The organism is Agromyces humatus, from assembly GCF_021228295.1.
Lineage (GTDB): Bacteria > Actinomycetota > Actinomycetes > Actinomycetales > Microbacteriaceae > Agromyces > Agromyces humatus.
This window is the reverse complement of sequence record NZ_JAJQPD010000002.1, coordinates 503,220-521,558: the sequence shown is the minus strand read 5'-3', so window position 1 is coordinate 521,558 and position 18,339 is coordinate 503,220. Positions and strand designations below refer to the sequence as shown.

The window sequence follows — 18,339 nt, the reverse complement described above, 5'->3', positions numbered from 1 at the left end:
CGTGCCCGAGCTTCCCGAGGTCGAGGTGGTTCGCGCGGGACTCGCTCCCGCGGTGACCGGCGCGACGATCTCCGCGGTCGACGTGCTCGACGCGCGCGCGCTCACGCGGCACGATCGCACGATGGGCGCGTTCGAGGCGCTCGCCACCGGTGCCCGCATCGATGCAGCGGTGCGCCGCGGGAAGTTCCTGTGGCTTCCGATCGGCGGCGATCGCGCGATCGTGGGGCATCTCGGCATGAGCGGGCAGATCCTGCTCCGCACTCCCGACCACGCCGGCGACGACCGGCACGTACGCATCCGCCTGCATCTCGAGCACCCCGAGCACGGCGAACTGCGTGTCGACTTCGTCGATCAGCGAACGTTCGGGTCACTGGCGGTCGACCGACTCGTCGCGACGACCGATGGCGACGTGGCCGGGTTCTCGGCAGGCGTCACCGGCGAGTGGGCACGCAGCATTCCCACGCAGGTCGCCCACATCGCTCGCGACCCGCTCGACCCGGCGTTCTCCGATGCCGCGTTCGTCGCGTCGCTCGCGCGCCGGGCGAGCGGGGTGAAGCGCGTGCTGCTCCATCAGGGCGTCATCAGCGGGGTCGGCAACATCTACGCAGACGAGTCGCTCTGGGCCATGCGCCTGCATCCCGAGCAGCCTGCCTCGTCGATCAGCGCGCGACGAGCACATGAGCTCCTCGCCGCCGTTCGCGAGGTGCTCGCCAAGGCACTGGCCGAGGGTGGCACGAGCTTCGACGCCCAATACGTCAACGTCAACGGGGCATCCGGATACTTCGCGCACTCGCTGAACGCCTACGGGCGCGCCGGACTGCCGTGTCCGCGCTGCGGCACGCCGATGGTGCGCGAGCCGTTCATGAACCGCTCGTCGCACCGATGCCCGAGATGCCAGCGTCGGCGCACGCCGCGTCGCGCGGCGTCGTCGGGCTCCTGACCGGGGACCGCGATCGTCAGCCGCGCTGGAATTCGGCCGACATGCCGTGCGGCTCGAAGCCGAGCGCGATGTTGATGGCGAGCATGTGCGCGTTCTCGTCGGCATTCCACGTGTAGATCTTCGTGCGCTCGGGCGCGATCTCGCCGAGCCGAACGAGGTTCGCGAGCTTCATGCGCATGCCGAGGCGGTGGCCGCGATGGGCGGCGAGGACGAGCGTGTCGGACTGGTACGCGACGGTCTTTCCAGGAGGCAGCTCGAGCTCGGTGTATCCGGCGATCGAGCCGTCGGGTGCGACGGCGGCCTGCACGAGCAGGTTGCGTCCGCCGTCGATCGCCTGCGACTCGTGTGATCGCACTCGGTCGGCGTCCCACTGCTCCTCGTCGATCGTGAGGCCGCCGGCAGGCACGTCGAGCACCATCCGCGCGCGCGCCGCGGCGTAGCTGTCGACGAGCGCCTCGGGCACGTGGTCGATCCAGCCGACGAGACGATAGTCGGATGCCGCCGACTCGCGCCGGGCGGATTCGGTGCGGAATTCCTCCACGCGGCCGTCGATGTCGAGCGCACTCGAGCGTTCGAGTTGTCCGATGACATACCCGTGACGCGTGGCGAATCGCACGCTGGGGAGCTCGGCCGGGATCGTGGCATCGCCGTCGGGGGCGGCGAGCCGCGGACCCGGCAGGTCGAGCTGTGCGATCGGGTAGTCGACCCACCCCATGTAGGTGGACCTCCCGAGATCGGTGATCACGCGCTCGGCGTGCTCGAGCAGCCGGCTCCCGAGGCCCTGGCGTCGGTACGCCGAAGCGACCTCCACGATGACGGTGCCGGTCTTCGCCGCAGGGTCGCGCTCCCACCAGGTGATCGTGCGGCCGACGCATGCCCCGCCGTCCCATGCCGCGAACGCCTGCCGCATCTCGTACGTCTCGTCGCGGTACATCGCGAGCATCTCGGCGGGCGTGTACGCCAACCGGTCGTCGCCCCATCGCTCGACCTCGATGTCGATCGCGAATTCGGCGTAGCGCTCGAACTCGACGGACTCGCGGGTGCCGAGCCGGTCGGGGAAGGTGATCGGTCGGATCTCGACCGCCATGCGGCGCTCCTGTCGTCGGGTGATGTGCCGTTCGGGCAGCCCGCCAGAATATCGAGGCGTCGGGTTCGCGGCAAGGGGCGGCTTCGTCCGCGTACGGCGCGCGTGCGCTCGACCGGTGCGAACCTCGGATACCGTAGTCCGCAGCGTTCTCGCGGACAGGGGAGGGTGGGACGTGTATCTGAAGAGCTTGACGCTCAAGGGCTTCAAGTCCTTCGCACAGCCGACCTCGTTCGCGTTCGAACCGGGTGTGACCTGCATCGTCGGCCCCAACGGCTCGGGCAAGTCCAACGTCGTCGACGCCCTCGCGTGGGTCATGGGCGAGCAGGGCGCCAAGACGCTCCGCGGCGGCAAGATGGAGGACGTCATCTTCGCCGGAACGTCGACGCGCGGCCCGCTGGGTCGCGCCGAGGTGAGCCTGACGATCGACAACAGCGACGGCGCGCTGCCGATCGAGTACAGCGAGGTCACGATCTCGCGCACGCTGTTCCGCAACGGCACGAGTGAATACGCGATCAACGGCGAGCAGTGCCGCCTCCTCGACGTGCAGGAGCTCCTGAGCGACACCGGGCTGGGGCGCGAGATGCACGTCATCGTCGGACAGGGCCAGCTCGACCAGGTGCTGCGCGCCACGCCCGAAGACCGTCGCGGCTTCATCGAGGAGGCCGCGGGCATCTTGAAGCACCGGCGCCGCAAAGAGAAGACGCTGCGCAAGCTCGACGCGATGCAGGCCAACCTCACCCGTCTCTCCGATCTCGCCGGTGAGATCCGACGCCAGCTGAAACCGCTGGGCCGCCAGGCTGAGGTCGCCCGCGAGGCGGCCACGATCGCCGCCGTCGTGCGCGACGCCCGCGCACGGTTGCTCGCCGATGAGGTGGTCGGCCTCCGCCGCGCGCTCGAGCAGCACGGCCGCACCGAGCACGAACGCCACGCCGAGCGGCTGGGACTGCAAGACCAGCTCGAGCGGCACCAGGCCAAGGTCACGCGGCTCGAGGCGGCGCAGTCGGGCGACGACGTCGACCGTGCGAGGTCGACGAGCTTCGCGCTCGAGCAGGCGCAGGGCAACCTGCGCTCGCTCGATTCGCTCGCCCGGCAGCGCATCGCACTGCTCGAGAGCGCGTCCGAAGAGACGGATGCCTCGCCGAGCGTCACTCGCGAGATGATCGACAGCGCCGTGTCCGAGCTCGACGGCATTCGCGACGGTGTCGGTGCTGCGGCATCCGCCCTCGACGACGCCCATGAGGCGACCATGCGCCGCCGTTCGGAACTCGACACCGTCGACGAGGGCATCGCCCGCCAGAGCGCACTGGTCTCGGCCTACGATCTCGAGCTCTCGAAGCTCGCGGGGCAGGCCGACACGGCCGCGTCGAAGCTCGCCGCCGTGCGCGGCGAGGTGCTCCGCCACGAGAACGCCCTCGCAGCATCGGCCGAGCGCCGGTCGCGCGCCGCCGCCGCACTCGCCGAGGCAGAGACCGCCGCCGACACGCGCGAAACGGCCGAGACCGACCTCGATGAGGCCTACGAGCTCGCTCAGGCCGCGGTGTTCGAGGCCGAGGCCGAGATCGAGCGCATCCGCGACGAGCTGCACGGGCGAGAGCGCGAGCACGGTGCACTGGGTGCGCGCACCCAGGCGCTGTCGCTCGCACTCGACCAGAAAGACGGCTCGGCGGCGCTCGTGGCTGCCGGCATCGACGGTGTGCGCGGGTTGCTCGCCGAGGCGATGCAGGTGCAGCCGGGCTACGAGGCCGCCATCGCCGCGGCCCTCGGGTCGCTCGCCGACGCGGTACTCGTCGACGATCGCGACGCCGCCTTCCGCGCGCTCGACCGGGCCGAGACGGGGCAACTGGGCCGGGTTGCGCTGGCGCTGGCCGAGGCCGGGTCGAACGCGGCGCCTGAACCGCTGCCGACGTTCGACGGGCTCACCGCGGCGTCGGCCGTGGTCACCGCGCCCGCGGGCGTGCAGGGCCTGTTGGCAGAGGTGCTCATCGCCGACGATCTCGCTGCGGCCCGCGCTGCCGAGCAGGCGATCGCCGCGTCGACGCGGCCCGCCACCGTGATCACGAAGGACGGCACCGTCGTCGGGCGGTTCGTGCTGCGCGGCGGCTCAGGGCGGAAGCAGAGTCGCATCGAGCTCATCGCCGAGCGCGACCGCGCCGCGGCGCGCCTCGACGAGGTCCGCGCCGAGATCGAGCGCAGCCGGTACGAGCTCACCGAGCAGCGGCAGATCGTCGAGCAGTCGAAGGAGCTGTCCAAGCGCGCCCTCGCGGCGCTGAGAGAGTTCGACGCACAGCTCGCCCAGCGCACCGAGCAGCTCAACCGGGCGCGCGTGCAGGCCGAGGCGGCCGAGGCGGACTCCGAGCGGCTGCGGCAGGCCGCGGCCAACGCCGAGGAGCGCGTCGTCGACGCCGAGCGCGCCGCCGTGACGGCGAAGGAGGCCCTCGACGTCGTGCGGGCAACTCCTCGACCGGTGCTCGACACCGAAGCGCGCGAGGGTGCGCTCGCCGCGCTCGAGACGGCGCGTGAGGCCGAGGTCGAAGCGAAGCTCAGGCTCGAGACCGCGAAGGAGCGCGTGCGTGCCGAAGAGGTGCGCATCCGGGCGATGCAGGCGCAGTTCGACGCTGAGCGTCAGGCCGCCGCTGATGCCGCGCGCCGGGCGGTCATCCGTCGGGCGCAGCTGGAGGCGGCGCGCCGAGTGGCCGATGTGCTGCCGCAGGCGCTCGCATCGGTCGACGCGTCGGTCGCCGAGGCCCGGGTCGGGCTCGGGCGTGCCGAAGCCGAGCGCGCGAGCCGAAACGAGGAGCTGCAGGCGGTGCGACGCGAGGAGGCGGCGGTCAGGCAGCGCCTGCACGCCGTCACCGAAGACGTGCACGGACTCGAGCTGCGCATCTACGAGAAGAAGCTCCACATCGGCGGACTCGTCGAGCGCGCGGAATCCGAACTCGGTCTCTCCGAAGACGTGCTCGTCGCCGAGTACGGACCCGATCACGAGATCCCGCCTGAGGACGAGGCCGGCGAACCGAGGGCGTTCCAGCGTGACGAGCAGCAGCGCCGACTGGCCGCCGCCGAGCGCAAGCTCACTCAGCTGGGGCGCGTGAACCCGCTCGCGCTCGAGGAGTTCGCAGCCCTCGAACAGCGCCACCAGTTCCTCAGCGAGCAGCTCACCGACCTCGCGAACACCCGCAAGGACCTCATCACGATCATCGAGGAGATCGACACCAAGATGGAGGCGATCTTCCGCAGTGCGTTCGACGACACCCAGGCGGCGTTCGCCGAGGTGTTCCCGGTGCTGTTCCCCGGCGGATCGGGCAGCATCTCGCTGACGAACCCCGACGACATGCTCACGACCGGCATCGAGGTGAGCGTGAAGCCCGCCGGCAAGAAGATCGAGCGACTCTCGCTGCTCTCGGGCGGCGAGCGCTCGCTCGCGGCCGTGGCGCTGCTGATGGCGATCTTCAAGGCCCGCCCGAGCCCGTTCTACATCATGGACGAGGTCGAGGCGGCCCTCGACGACGCGAACCTCGGCCGACTGCTCTCGACCTTCGAAGACCTCCGCGACTCGAGCCAGCTCATCGTCATCACGCACCAGAAGCGAACGATGGAGATCGCCGACGCGCTCTACGGCGTCTCCATGCGCCAAGACGGCGTCTCCGCCGTCGTCGGACAGCGGGTCCGCGAGGACCGTGAAGCACGAGCGAGCTGACGAGCGGATGCCGCGTGGCACGGGGCATCCGTCACCGTAGGCTGGTGGCATGGCAGAACGCGCATCCTGGTCGCTCGGCGCGGCACTTCGCGGGGTCTTCGGAGCGAAGACGATCGATGAAGACACGTGGGACGACCTCGAGTCCGCGCTGATCCGCGCCGACTTCGGCCCGGCGGTCACCGAAGAGATGGTCGACGCCATCAGGGCCCAGGTCGAGCGGTACAAGACCACCGACCCGCGCGACGTGCAGCGCATGCTGCGCGAGAACGTCGAAGAGCGGCTGTCGAAGTACGATCCGACCCTGAAGCTCACCGAGCGGCCCGCGGTCGTGCTCGTGGTCGGCGTCAACGGCGTGGGCAAGACGACCACGATCGGCAAGTTCGCACGCTTCCTGCGCAGTTACGACCGCTCGGTCGTGGTCGGCGCCGCCGACACCTTCCGTGCGGCGGCCGTCGACCAACTCGCGACGTGGGCCGAGCGCGCCGGAGTCGGCATCGTCCGGCCCGAGCGCGAGGGCCAGGATCCGGCGTCCGTGGCCTTCCAGACGGTTGAGCAGGCCAAGCGCGACGGCACCGAGATCGTCATCATCGACACCGCCGGACGCCTGCACACCAAGGGCGGGCTCATGGACGAGCTCGGCAAGATCAAGCGCGTCGTCGAGAAGCAGGCGCCGATCAGCGAAGTGCTGCTCGTGCTCGACGCGACCACCGGGCAGAACGGCCTCGCGCAGGCCGAGGCGTTCATCGAGCACGGGGGAGTGACCGGGCTCGTGCTCACGAAGCTCGACGGCAGCGCGAAGGGCGGCTTCGTGCTGGCCGTGCAAGAGAAGACCGGCCTGCCGATCAAGCTCATCGGCCAGGGCGAGGGCATCGGCGACCTGACGGGTTTCACGCCGCATGTCTTCGCGCAGAAACTCGTGGGCTAGGGGGCATCGCATGTCGATCGAACATGACTACTTCGGACTCATCGGCGACTACTGGGCCGAACGCAAGGAGTACGGCGACCAAGACGTCGAGGTCGTGCTCGACGCGGACTCCGACCTCGTCTCGACGGCGGCGCTCGATGCGGCCGCCACGATGGTCGGGGAGCTCGAGCTCGTCGACGACGAGCTGCGCAACGTCTTCGTGGGGCAGCTCGACGGGCGCGGCCCCGTCACGAACTTCCTCGCGGCCGTGCTCGACGGCGAGGAAGCCGACGCCGCCGACGCGGCCATCACCCGCGAGTCCGGCGACCGGCAGATCGACGCCCTGCGCTCGTTGAGTCTCGTCCGCGTCGACCTGCGTCCCGACGCCGATCGCGACGGCGACGTGTTCGCCGAATTCGAGTACGGCCTCGCGCCCGAAGACACCGAGGCGCGACTCGTCGCCTCCATCGACATGGGGCGCGAGATCGTCGACGTCCGCTTCGACGCTTAGAATCGAAGGCACCATGGCAACCTTCGGAAACCTGTCTGACCGCCTCGCGGAGACGTTCAAGAACCTTCGCACCAAGGGCAAGCTCTCGGCATCCGACGTCGATGGCACGGTGCGCGAGATCCGTCGTGCCCTGCTCGACGCCGACGTCTCACTCGACGTGGTCAAGCAGTTCACCGCCCACGTTCGCGAACGCGCGCTCGGCGACGAGGTCAACAAGGCGCTGAACCCGGCGCAGCAGGTCGTGCAGATCGTCAACGAAGAGCTGGTGCGCATCCTCGGCGGCGAGCAGCGCCGCCTGCAGTTCGCGAAGAACCCGCCGACCGTGATCATGCTCGCCGGCCTCCAGGGTGCGGGTAAGACGACGCTCGCGGGCAAGCTCGCGAAGTGGCTCGTGAAAGACGGCCACACCCCGATGCTCGTCGCCGCCGACCTGCAGCGCCCGAACGCGGTGAACCAGCTGCAGGTGGTGGGCGGCCAGGCCGGCGTGCCGGTCTTCGCGCCAGAACCGGGCAACGGCGTCGGCGACCCGGTGCGCGTCGCCCGAGACGCCGTGAAGCAGGCCGAGCGGGCCCAGCACGACGTCGTCATCATCGACACGGCGGGTCGGCTCGGCGTCGACGCCGAGATGATGAAGCAGGCCGCGAACATCCGCAAGGCGACGAACCCCGACGAGGTGCTCTTCGTCATCGACGCGATGATCGGTCAAGATGCCGTCACCACGGCGAAGGCGTTCCAAGAGGGCGTCGACTTCACGGGCGTCGTGCTCTCGAAGCTCGACGGCGACGCGCGCGGCGGTGCGGCGCTCTCCGTGGCGTCCGTCACCGGGCGTCCCATCATCTTCGCGTCGACCGGTGAAGGACTCGACGACTTCGAGCCGTTCCACCCCGACCGCATGGCGAGCCGCATCCTCGACCTCGGCGACATCCTCACGCTCATCGAGCAGGCCCAAGAGGCCTTCGACGAGGAGGAGGCGCTGAAGGTCGCCGAGAAGCTCGCGACCGAGCAGTTCACGCTCGACGACTTCCTGGCGCAGATGCAGCAGCTGCGCGGCGCCGGCTCCATCAAGAAGATGCTCGGCATGCTCCCCGGCGCGGGTGGCATGAAGCAGCAGCTCGAGAACTTCGACGAGCGCGAGATCGTGCGCACCGAGGCGATCATCCAGTCGATGACCCCGGCAGAGCGCAAGAACACCAAGCTCCTCAACGGCTCGCGCCGACTGCGCATCGCGAAGGGCGCGGGCATGACCGTCACCGACGTCAACCAGCTCGTGCAGCGCTTCGAGCAGGCGGCGAAGATGATGAAGACCGTCGCGCGCGGCGGCATGCCCCAGATCCCAGGAATGGGCCCGATCCCCGGTGGCGGCGGCCACGGCGGCGGCAAACGCCAGGCCGCGAAGGCGAAGAAGAAGTCGTCGGGCTCCCGCTCGGGCAACCCCGCGAAGCGCGCCGCCGAGAATGCGGCGATCGCGTCGGGCGTCGCCCCCACCGATCACGGCTCGGCGCCCGCCGGTTCGGGGTTCGGCCTCGGCGCCGGCGCCGGCGCGGGCGCCGGTGCCAAGAACGCCCCGACCGAAGAAGAGCTCGCCTCGCTGCAGAAGTTCCTCGGCCGATGACCATCGGCGACGCCGAGTACCGAGACGCCGGCCTCGAGTTTCCCGTTGACTTCCTGTTCGGCTCCGCGACCGCCTCATACCAGATCGAGGGCGCCGCTGCCGAAGACGGGCGCGGCCCGTCGATCTGGGACACGTTCAGCCACTCGCCCGGCAAGGTCTGGAACGGTGACACCGGCGACGTCGCCGACGACCATTACCACCGCCTCGAGTCCGACCTCGACCTCATGTCCGACCTCGGCCTCGAGGCCTACCGATTCTCGATCGCGTGGCCGCGGATCCAGCCCACCGGACGCGGCCCCGCGAACGAGGCGGGGCTGGCGTTCTACGAGCGCCTGGTCGACGGGCTCATCGCCCGGGGCATCCGACCCATCGCGACCCTGTACCACTGGGACCTTCCGCAGGCCCTCGAAGACGAGGGCGGCTGGGCGAACCGCGCCACGGCCGAGGCATTCGCCGAGTACGCCCGCATCATGGGCGAGCGGCTCGGCGACCGCGTCGCCGTGTGGACGACGCTCAATGAGCCCTGGTGCAGCGCTTATCTCGGATACGGCTCGGGCGCGCATGCCCCAGGAATCATGGACGGCGCCAAGGCGCTGGGGGCCGTGCACCACCTGAACCTCGCGCACGGGCTCGCGATCGCCGCCCTACGCGAGGTGGTCACGAACGACCCGGGCTACTCGATCACTCTGAACCTGCACGTGATCCGGCCGCATGGCCCGACCGGCGCCGAGGCGGCGCGTCGCATCGACGGGCTCGCGAACCGCGTCTTCCTCGGTCCGTTGCTCGATGGCGAGTACCCGGCCGATGTCATCGCCGACACCGCCGACGTCACCGATTGGTCATTCGTGAAGCCCGGTGACACCGAGCTGATCCGCCAGCCGATCGACCTGCTCGGTGTCAACTACTACTCCACGGTCACGGTCGAGATGTGGGACGGCCGCTCGCCGCGGTCGAACGCCGACGGCCACAAAGACATGGGCGGCACCCCGTGGCCGGGTTCCGAGCACGTCGAGTTCCTCGTGCAACCCGGCCCCTACACGGCCATGGGCTGGAACATCGACCCATCGGGCCTCGAAGACCTGCTGGTGGCGCTGCACGAGGCCTACCCGGCTCTGCCCCTCATGGTCACCGAGAACGGTGCCGCGTTCGACGACGTCGTGACCGAGACGCCCGACGGACCGGCCGTGCACGACCTCGACCGCATCGACTACCTGCGGCGCCACTTCACAGCGGCGCATCGCGCCATGGCGCGTGGCGTCGACCTGCGCGGCTACCAGGTGTGGTCGCTCATGGACAACTTCGAGTGGGGCTACGGGTACTCGAAGCGGTTCGGCATCGTGCGCGTCGACTACGACACACTCGAGCGGCTGCCGAAAGACAGCGCGAAGTGGTACGCCGAGCTGATCCGCACGCGCGCGATTCCGGCCTAGCTGCTCGGTGAGGCAGGCGTGTGCGTCGGGGCGGAGCCCTCGCGGAGCTCCCGTGCGAGGTGCGCGACGACCGCGGTGAGATCACCATCGGCAGCCTCGGCGACCCGAAGCTGGCGCTGATAGCTCGCGCCGCCGTCGAGCGAGGCGCGCACGTGCTGCAGCTCGGCGGCGCAGCCGAGCCGGTCGGCGACGGGTGCGAGTGTCGTGAGGAGGTCGCGCAGGTCGTCGGCGACGGGTCGCTCGGTGCCCGCGACATCCGTGATCACCTCGGCGTCCATGCCGTAGCGGGCCGCGCGCCACTTGTTCTCGCGCAGGTACCAGGGCTGCAGCACCGTGAGCTTCTCACCCTCATCGAGCCTGGTGCTCATCCATTCGACGAGGCACTGCACGAGCGCGCCGATCGCGCCGATCTCGGCGGCGGTCGACACGCCGTCGCAGACCCTCACCTCGACGGTGCCCCAGCGGGGCGACGGACGGATGTCCCATCGCACCTCGCTGTGGTCTTCGATGACGCCGGTGCGGATGAGGTCGTCGACGTAGCGCTCGTAGGCCGCCCAGTCTGCGAGCGGGTACGGGAGTCCCGCCGTCGGCAGCTGCTGGAACATGAGGGCGCGATTCGACGCGTAGCCCGTCTCGACGCCCGCCCAGAACGGGCTCGACGCGCTCAGCGCCTGCAGGTGCGGCAGGTATGCGAGCAAGCCGTCGAGGATCGGCAGGGCCTTGTCGCGGTCTTCGATGCCGACATGCACGTGCACGCCCCAGATCATCATGTTGCGCCCCCACCATCGGGTGCGCTCGATGAGCTTGCGGTATCGGGCCTTGTCGGTGAGCTGCTGGTGGTACCACTGGCTGAAGGGGTGCGAGCCGCTGCAGATGAGCTCGTACTCGCCGAGCTCGTCGATGACGGCACGCACCTCGGCGAGCTGGCCCTCGAGGTCGGCCACCGTCGCGGCGACGGTCGTGTGCACGTCGCTGACGAGCTCGACGGTGTTCGTGAGGAGCTCGGAGGTGATGAACGGATGATGCTCACCGGGGCTTCCCTCATCGAGCACCTCGAGCACCCGATCAGCGACCGAGGCCAGTTCACCGGTGGCGCGATCGACGATGGCGATCTCCCATTCCATGCCGACGGTGGAGCGCGCGGAGCGCGCGAACTCGATGGCCATGGCCGCCCCCGTCCTCTCGGCGTGCGCCGATGTGGGGACATCATGGCACGTGGCGCCGACTCCGTGGGGGCGAAGTGTCGTCATGCGGCGCGGTCGTCGATCGATCGCCGACGGATGCCGCAGGTGTGCGATTCTCGTTTCGGCGCGGAATCTGCAAGAATGGTCAGTCGAGTTCCGTACCGCCCGACCCTCTATCCGGCGTGCGGAACCCCATAGAGCTTCCGCCGAGTGTGCACCCCACGCTCACGGCTGTCAGTTCGCTTACCTCACAACATTTTCAGGAGAATTGTGGCTGTCAAGATTCGTCTCAAGCGCCTCGGCAAGATCCGTGCGCCCTACTACCGCATCGTCGTCGCCGACTCGCGCACCAAGCGCGACGGTCGTGTCATCGAGGAGATCGGCAAGTACCACCCCACCGAGCAGCCCTCGTTCATCGAGGTCGACTCCGAGCGTGCCCAGTACTGGCTCTCCGTCGGCGCGCAGCCGACCGAGCAGGTCGCCGCGATCCTCAAGCTCACGGGCGACTGGGGCAAGTTCAAGGGCGACGAGAACGCCGTCTCGAAGGTTCAGGTGAAGGACGCCAAGGTCGCGTTCGTCGCCGACGAGAAGAAGAAGCCGGTGCTCAAGCCCAAGGCCGAGAAGCCGGCACCCAAGGCCGAAGCGGCGCCCGCCGAGGCCGAGGCCGAGGCCGCGACGGACGAGGCGTAGGCCTTGCTCCAGTCCGCGCTCGAACACCTCGTCAAGGGGATCGTCGATCACCCTGACGACGTGAAGGTCGTCTCCGCGTCGAGCGCACGTGGCGAGGTCCTCGAGGTTCATGTGAACCCCGAGGACCTCGGTCGCGTCATCGGCCGCGCCGGCCGCACCGCGAAAGCGCTCCGCACCCTTGTCACGGCCCTCGCCGACGGACGCCGCGTTCGCGTCGACGTCGTCGACACCGACGACTGACGTGGCCGACGCAGGCACGCAACTGCGGGTCGGCCGCCTCACCAAGGCGCACGGCCTGAAGGGCGCCATCAAGCTCGAGCTCTACACCGACGACCCCGAGCGTCGCTTCGTGCCCGGCGCGGAGTTCTCGCTGCAGGTTCCCGCGGGCTCGCCGTGGCACGGCAAGCACCTCACCCTGCGCGAGCTGCGCTGGTACAACGGCCATCCCGTCGGCTTCTTCGAGGGGGTCGACGACCGCACCGCGGCCGAGAGCCTCGCGAAGGCCATCCTCTGGGTCTCGCACACCGACGACGAAGCCGGCGAGCCCGACGCCTGGTACGACCACCAGCTCATCGGCCTCTCGGTTCTTCGTGACGGCGTGCGCATCGGCGAAGTCACGCACGTCGACCACCTGCCGGCCCAAGACCTGCTCATCGTCCGCGTCGATGCCGAGCGGGCGGGTGGCCGCGAGGTCATGGTGCCCTTCGTCGGCGCTATCGTGCCCGAGGTCGACCTCGAAGCAGGCACCCTCACGGTGACGCCGCCCGCCGGACTCTTCGAGGAAGTGGTCGACGAGGCCGCCGCCGCACCCGTCGCCGACCTGACCGAGCGCGCCGTCGAAGGCGAGCCCGAGGCATCCGACAGCGCCGACGATCGCGACGAGTAGCAGCACCGTGCGCGTCGACATCGTGACGATCTTCCCGTCGTTCTTCGACGTGCTCGACCTGTCGCTCCTCGGCAAGGCCCGCCAGTCGGGCCTCATCGAGATCACCGCACACGACCTGCGAGACTTCACCCACGACCGGCACCGCACGGTCGACGACACGCCCTACGGGGGCGGCGCCGGCATGGTCATGAAGCCAGAGCCGTGGGGCGAGGCGCTCGATGCGATCGTCGGCGACGGCGCATCCGATGCCCTGCTCGTCGTGCCGTCGCCGGCCGGCGAGCCGTTCACCCAGCAGCTCGCACGCGACCTCGCCGCAGAGCAGCACCTCGTGTTCGCGTGCGGTCGATACGAGGGCATCGACCAGCGTGTCGTCGACCACTACTCGACGCGCATGCGCGTGCGGCTCATCAGCCTCGGCGACTACGTGCTCAACGGCGGCGAGGTCGCCGTCATGGCGATGATCGAAGCGGCCGGGCGCCTCGTGCCCGGGGTCGTCGGCAACCCCGAGAGCCTCGTCGAGGAGTCGCACGAGAACGGGCTGCTCGAATACCCGAGCTATACGAAGCCGGCCGCGTGGCGCGGTCTCGACGTGCCCCCCGTGCTGCTTTCGGGCAACCACGGCGCGATCGCCGTCTGGCGGTACGAGCAGCAGGTCGAGCGCACCCGTCGCGTGCGGCCCGAGCTGCTCGACGACTGACGTCGTCGGCCCCGCGGCGTGAGGGACTCTTCACCTCCCCGAAACATGCGGGTGCGACCCGCGAAACACCCCGTGCATACCGTCGAAACCGGCGGCTGAGACCGGATACCGCCGGAATGAGCGGGGTCGCAGAGATGGTCGGGTCGACAGGTGCGATACTGCACGCCGAAGGGCTCGACAGCCACCCGATGCGGCTCGTCGCCGTGACCCACGGGCCGCCGTCGACCGAGAACCGCGAGGCGGTGATCCGGCTCGTCGACGGCGTGGCCTCCCTGCGGCCGGACCTCGAGGTGTCGATCAGCTTCGTCGATGCATCGAACGCCGATGTCGCGGCGATGCTCGCCGTCGGCGCCGACGCGGACGCAGAGGCAGACGCAGACGCAGACGACGTGATCGTGCCGCTCGTGCTCTCGGCCGGCTACCACGTGCGCACCGGCCTGTCGCAGGGGCTCGATCGCATCGGCGGCCGCACTCAGCTCGCAGCCGAGCTCGGCCCCGACGACCGCATCGTCTCGGTGCTCGCCGCACGGCTCGAAGAGGTCGGCCTCGACAGCGGCGACGCCGTCGTGCTCGCGGCAGCAGGGTCGAACGACCCCCGCGCCGTGCGCGAGTGCTTCGAGACCGCTCGCCGGCTCGCCCACCGGCTCGGGAGGCCCGTGACCGTGGGATTCATCGCCGCCGCGATCCCTCGGCTGCCCGACGCGATCGAGATGATCCGCGAGGTGCATCCCGGCGCACGGGTGGTCGTCGGCACCTACCTGCTCGCGCCGGGCACGTTCTACGATGCGGCGTCGGCGGCCGGAGCCGATGCGGTCGCCGCCCCGCTGCTCACGCCCGAGCGTGCGGCTCCGCGGGAACTGGTCGAACTCGTCATCGAACGCTACGGCGACGCCGCGCCCGAGTGATCGAAGCCGTTCCGATCAGGCCGATCACGGCATGAGGCTCGGCGTGCCGTCGGCCTCCGCGGCGCGCGAGAGCACCTCGGCGATGCGGCCCTTGCAACCGCCGCAGCCGGTGCCCGCACGGGTGTCGCGGCCCACGCACTCGACGGTCGTGTTGCCGCAGGCTGCGGACTCCTCGATGCGGCCCACGGTGACGCCGTTGCACCAGCACACCGTCGACGTGGGCGCGAACGCGTCGGCGTCGGCCGCGGGATCGTAGTCGGGACCGTCGAAGCGCAGCAGCAGCGAGCGGTCGGCCGGCAGTTCGCCGCGCCGCTCGAAGAGCAGGGTGAGCTCGGCGGCCGTGCGCGGCATGCCGACGCTCACGAAGCCCGTCAGTGCGCCATCGTCGGTGACCATCTTCACGTATCGCAGGTGCTCGGGGTCGGCCCATTGCGAGACGCGCCGCCTGGGGTACAGGGCATCGTCGTCCCACGGGTCGGCGGTGACGTCGCCGACGGCCACGACGTCGATGTGCTCGGCCTTCAGCATCACGATCGGCTCGCGCTCCGCCGGTACCCCGGCCGACGAGCGATCGGATGACCCGGCTCCGTCGTCGCGCCCGCCCGCGGCGGCGATCAGCCCGGCCTCGGCGGTCAGGGCGCCCGCCAGCCAGTCGGCCTGACGCCACCCCGGGCCGATGAGGCCCGAGGGTGCTCCGGGCAGCACCCGCTGGGTCGCGAGCTCCTCGGTGCGCTCCACGACCTGGGCGCAGTCGCCGATCGCGAAGATGCTCGGGTCGGTCCAGGACCTCAGGTCGGGGTGCACGACGACGCCGACGGCGGTGCGCAGTCCGGCGAGCGTCGCGAGTTCGTTGCGAGGGCTCACGCCGCACGACAGCACGAGGAGGTCGCCCCGCAGCTGCTTGCCATCGGCCGTGACGAGCATGTCGAACCGGCGGTTCCCCTGGTCGTCGGTGCGGAACGCCACCGCCTCGGCGCGGCTGTGCGCGATGACGGTGATGCCGGTGCGGCGCAGTGCGGCGCGCAGCACCTGCCCGCCACCGCGGTCGAGGTTGCGCGGCATCGGGTGCGGGCCGTGGTGCACCACGCACACCTGGGCGCCTGCGTGGGCGGCGGCGAGGGCCAACTCGAGACCGAGCACGCCGGCCCCGAGCACGATGATGCGTTTCCGGGCGCGAACGGCCTCGAGCACGCGCTCGGCGTCGGCGAGATCACGTAGGGCGGTGACGCCGTCGGGAAGGCCGTCGTCACGTGCGACGAGCGACGACCCGTACTTCTCGAGCGAGGCGAGGTCGCGGCGGTGCCGCTCGACGCCGTCGAGGGTCGGGACGTTGGCCCGCGACCCCGTCGCGAGCACGAGCCGGTCATAGAGAAGCTCGTCGCCGGTGGTGAGTCGCACGACCTTCGCGGCTCGGTCGATCGAGGTGGCTGCGACGCCGAGCAGCACGCGCGCACCGGCCTCCTCGGCGGTCTCGCGATCGCCGACGAGCATCGCATCGAGGTCGGTGTTGCCCACCGCGTACTCGGCGACGAGCACGCGGTTGTACGCCTCGACGTCTTCGCCGGCGATCACCGTGAGCTCGACAGCGCCGGTCTGCACCGACGGCAGCAGCCCCTCGACGAAGCGGGCGCCGACCGGGCCGTAGCCGACGAGGACGATCCTGAGTGCGCTCATGCGGGGGCTCCGGCTTCCGTGAGGCGCGTGACGCGCACAACGTTGGTCTTGAACTCGGGCATCGACGAGATCGGGTCGACCGCGTCGGACGTGAGCAGGTTCGCCGCCTGCCGGTCGCCGTAGTGGAACGGCAGGAACACGGCATCGGGCCGGATGTCGGTCGTGAGCTTGGCGCGCACGCGCACCGCGCCCCGCTGGTTGGCGACCTCGAGGTCGTCGCCTTCGCCGATGCCGAGCCGGTCGGCGGTCGCCGGATGCATCGACGCGACGGCCTCGGGCTGAGCCTCGAGGAGCTCTGGAACGCGACGCGTCTGCGCGCCGCTCTGGTAGTGCTCGAGCAGGCGCCCGGTGACCAGCGTGAGCTCGCCGTCGGCGGGCCGTGGTCGCGCGGACTCGCGCAGCGACACGGAGACGAGCCGCGCGAGCCCGTCGGGGTGCGCGAAGCGGTCGGCGAAGAGACGTGGCGTGCCGGCGCTGCCGCGCGGGTACGGCCAGAAGGCCGCCTCGCCGCGATCGAGCATGGCATAGTCGATGCCCGAGTAGTCGGCGATACCGCCCTCGGACGCAAGGCGGAGCTCCTCGAAGACCCGTTCGGGATCGGTGTCGAAGGCTGCCGTGCATTCGAGTCGGCGCGCGAGCTCGGCGAGGATCCACAGCTCGTCGCGCACCCCGGCGGGCGGGGTGGTCGCGCGGCGGCGGCGGATGACCCGCCCCTCGAGCGAGGTCATGGTGCCCTCCTCCTCAGCCCACTGCGTGATGGGCAGCACGACGTCGGCGAGGGCCGCGGTCTCGGAGAGGAAGAAGTCGCACACGACGAGGAGGTCGAGCCGTTCGAGGCCCGCCCGCACGGCGTCGACGTTCGGAGACGACACGACGATGTTGGAGCCGTGCACCATGAGTGCGCGCACGCCGCCGGGCTGCCCCAGCGATTGCAGCAGCTCCACGGCCGGCACGCCGGGGCCGGGGATGACGTCGGGGTCGACCCCCCACACCCGCGCCACGTGCGCGCGAGCCTCGGGGTCGACGATCTTGCGGTACCCGGGGAGCTGGTCGCACTTCTGGCCGTGCTCGCGGCCGCCCTGGCCGTTGCCCTGGCCGGTGAGCGTGCCGTAGCCGCTGCCCGGCCGGCCGGGCAGGCCGAGCAGCAGCGCGAGGTTGATCGCGGCCGTTGCGGTGTCGGTGCCGTCGACATGCTGCTCGACGCCCCGGCCCGTGAGGATGTACGTGCCCTCGCCCGACGCGAGCCGGCGGGCCAGCCGGCGCAGGGTCAGCGCGGCCACGCCCGTCACCGACTGCACGCGCTCGGGCCACCACGAGGCGACGCTGCGGCGCAGCCGATCGAATCCGACCGTGCGCGCGGCGACGTACTCGGCATCGAAGAGCCGCTCCGCGATGACGATGTGGATCAATCCGAGCAGCAGGGCGAGGTCGGTGGCGGGGGCCGGCTGCACGTACAGCCCCTTGCCGTCGTCGGTGAGCCGTGCGGTCGCCGTGCGGCGCGGGTCGACGACGACGAGCCCGCCGGCGGCCTGCGCCCCGGCGAGGTGCCCGATGAAGGGAGGCATCGTCTCGGCGACGTTCGTGCCGAGGAGCAGGATCGTGGAGGCCCCGTCGAGGTCCTCGAGGGGGAACGGCAGGCCACGATCGACCCCGAACGCGCGATTGCCCGCCGCGGCGGCTGACGACATGCAGTAGCGGCCGTTGTAGTCGATGCGGCTCGTGCCGAGCGCGAGCCGGGCGAACTTGCCGAGCAGGTAGGCCTTCTCGTTGGTGAGTCCGCCGCCGCCGAACACCCCGACCGCGTCGGGGCCCGTCTCCGATCGGATGTCGCGCAGCGAGGTCGCCACGAGGTCGAGCGCCTCGTCCCAGCTCGCCTCGTGGAACGCGCCGTCGGCGCCCCGCACGAGCGGGGCGCCGAGGCGTGAGGGTGCGCGGAGCAGCTCCGCCGAGGTCCAGCCCTTCTTGCACAGGCCGCCGCGATTCGTCGGGAAGTCGCGGCCGGCGACCGTCACGGGCGCGACGGCAGGTGCAGCGGCATCCGTCACGGCATCCGTCGGGGTGAGCGTCATCGCGCACTGGAGGGCGCAGTACGGGCAGTGCGAGTCGGCGGAACGGGTCATGC

General features: G+C 70.6%; 15 protein-coding genes. 11 read left to right on the top strand and 4 right to left on the bottom strand.

What is annotated here, in order from left to right; translation table 11 throughout:
- The first annotated feature begins 1 nt into the window (after window position 1).
- Window positions 2-940 (top strand): bifunctional DNA-formamidopyrimidine glycosylase/DNA-(apurinic or apyrimidinic site) lyase, encoded by a 939-nt coding sequence (gene mutM / locus LSF15_RS05085; RefSeq protein ID WP_232497430.1) that lies wholly within the window; start codon window positions 2-4, stop codon window positions 938-940.
- Window positions 941-956: 16 nt separating this feature from the next.
- Here mutM and LSF15_RS05080 read toward each other — a convergent pair whose 3' ends face one another.
- On the bottom strand, window positions 957-2,027 hold the full coding sequence (locus tag LSF15_RS05080; RefSeq protein WP_232497429.1) for a GNAT family N-acetyltransferase: 1,071 nt from the start codon (window positions 2,025-2,027) through the stop codon (window positions 957-959).
- 172 nt (window positions 2,028-2,199) lie between these two features.
- On the opposite strand from LSF15_RS05080, the gene smc reads away from it, so the two are divergent.
- From smc to LSF15_RS05055, 5 genes are read left to right on the top strand one after another with little or no spacing between them, the layout of a single operon-like run.
- Window positions 2,200-5,724 carry a chromosome segregation protein SMC gene (gene smc, locus LSF15_RS05075; RefSeq protein ID WP_232497428.1) on the top strand — a complete coding sequence of 1,175 codons (3,525 nt, stop codon included), beginning with the start codon at window positions 2,200-2,202 and terminating at the stop codon, window positions 5,722-5,724.
- Between the two features lie 49 nt (window positions 5,725-5,773).
- Window positions 5,774-6,649 (top strand): signal recognition particle-docking protein FtsY, encoded by an 876-nt coding sequence (gene ftsY, locus LSF15_RS05070; RefSeq protein ID WP_232497427.1) that lies wholly within the window; start codon window positions 5,774-5,776, stop codon window positions 6,647-6,649.
- A gap of 10 nt (window positions 6,650-6,659) precedes the next feature.
- On the top strand, window positions 6,660-7,139 hold the full coding sequence (locus LSF15_RS05065) for a DUF2004 domain-containing protein (RefSeq protein WP_232497426.1): 480 nt from the start codon (window positions 6,660-6,662) through the stop codon (window positions 7,137-7,139).
- A 13-nt stretch (window positions 7,140-7,152) separates the two neighbouring features.
- The gene (gene ffh, locus LSF15_RS05060; protein ID WP_232497425.1) at window positions 7,153-8,751 is read left to right on the top strand and encodes a signal recognition particle protein; all 1,599 of its coding nucleotides are present in this window, start codon (window positions 7,153-7,155) and stop codon (window positions 8,749-8,751) included.
- Window positions 8,748-10,181: a GH1 family beta-glucosidase gene (locus tag LSF15_RS05055; RefSeq protein WP_232497424.1), complete on the top strand. Its 1,434-nt coding sequence runs from the start codon at window positions 8,748-8,750 to the stop codon at window positions 10,179-10,181. Before ffh ends, LSF15_RS05055 begins: the two co-directional genes overlap by 4 nt.
- Here the strand turns inward: LSF15_RS05055 and LSF15_RS05050 are convergent.
- On the bottom strand, window positions 10,178-11,347 hold the full coding sequence (locus tag LSF15_RS05050; protein WP_232497423.1) for a glutamate--cysteine ligase: 1,170 nt from the start codon (window positions 11,345-11,347) through the stop codon (window positions 10,178-10,180). The two genes, LSF15_RS05055 and LSF15_RS05050, sit on opposite strands and share 4 nt — an antisense overlap.
- A gap of 288 nt (window positions 11,348-11,635) precedes the next feature.
- On the opposite strand from LSF15_RS05050, the gene rpsP reads away from it, so the two are divergent.
- From rpsP to LSF15_RS05025, 5 genes are all read left to right on the top strand, one after another.
- A complete protein-coding gene (gene rpsP / locus LSF15_RS05045) occupies window positions 11,636-12,055 on the top strand; it encodes a 30S ribosomal protein S16 (protein ID WP_232497422.1) in 420 nt (139 codons plus the stop codon).
- A 3-nt stretch (window positions 12,056-12,058) separates the two neighbouring features.
- A complete protein-coding gene (locus tag LSF15_RS05040) occupies window positions 12,059-12,295 on the top strand; it encodes an RNA-binding protein (protein ID WP_056651189.1) in 237 nt (78 codons plus the stop codon).
- 1 nt (window position 12,296) lies between these two features.
- Window positions 12,297-12,941 (top strand): ribosome maturation factor RimM, encoded by a 645-nt coding sequence (gene rimM, locus LSF15_RS05035; RefSeq protein WP_232497421.1) that lies wholly within the window; start codon window positions 12,297-12,299, stop codon window positions 12,939-12,941.
- A gap of 7 nt (window positions 12,942-12,948) precedes the next feature.
- Complete coding sequence (gene trmD, locus LSF15_RS05030) at window positions 12,949-13,638, top strand: tRNA (guanosine(37)-N1)-methyltransferase TrmD (protein ID WP_232497420.1); 690 nt, start codon at window positions 12,949-12,951, stop codon at window positions 13,636-13,638.
- Window positions 13,639-13,754: 116 nt separating this feature from the next.
- Window positions 13,755-14,543: a sirohydrochlorin chelatase gene (locus LSF15_RS05025; RefSeq protein ID WP_232497419.1), complete on the top strand. Its 789-nt coding sequence runs from the start codon at window positions 13,755-13,757 to the stop codon at window positions 14,541-14,543.
- Window positions 14,544-14,567: 24 nt separating this feature from the next.
- Here LSF15_RS05025 and LSF15_RS05020 read toward each other — a convergent pair whose 3' ends face one another.
- Complete coding sequence (locus LSF15_RS05020; protein ID WP_232497418.1) at window positions 14,568-16,217, bottom strand: FAD-dependent oxidoreductase; 1,650 nt, start codon at window positions 16,215-16,217, stop codon at window positions 14,568-14,570.
- Window positions 16,214-18,337 (bottom strand): molybdopterin oxidoreductase family protein, encoded by a 2,124-nt coding sequence (locus LSF15_RS05015; RefSeq protein ID WP_232497417.1) that lies wholly within the window; start codon window positions 18,335-18,337, stop codon window positions 16,214-16,216. Before LSF15_RS05015 ends, LSF15_RS05020 begins: the two co-directional genes overlap by 4 nt.
- Window positions 18,338-18,339 lie beyond the last annotated feature (2 nt).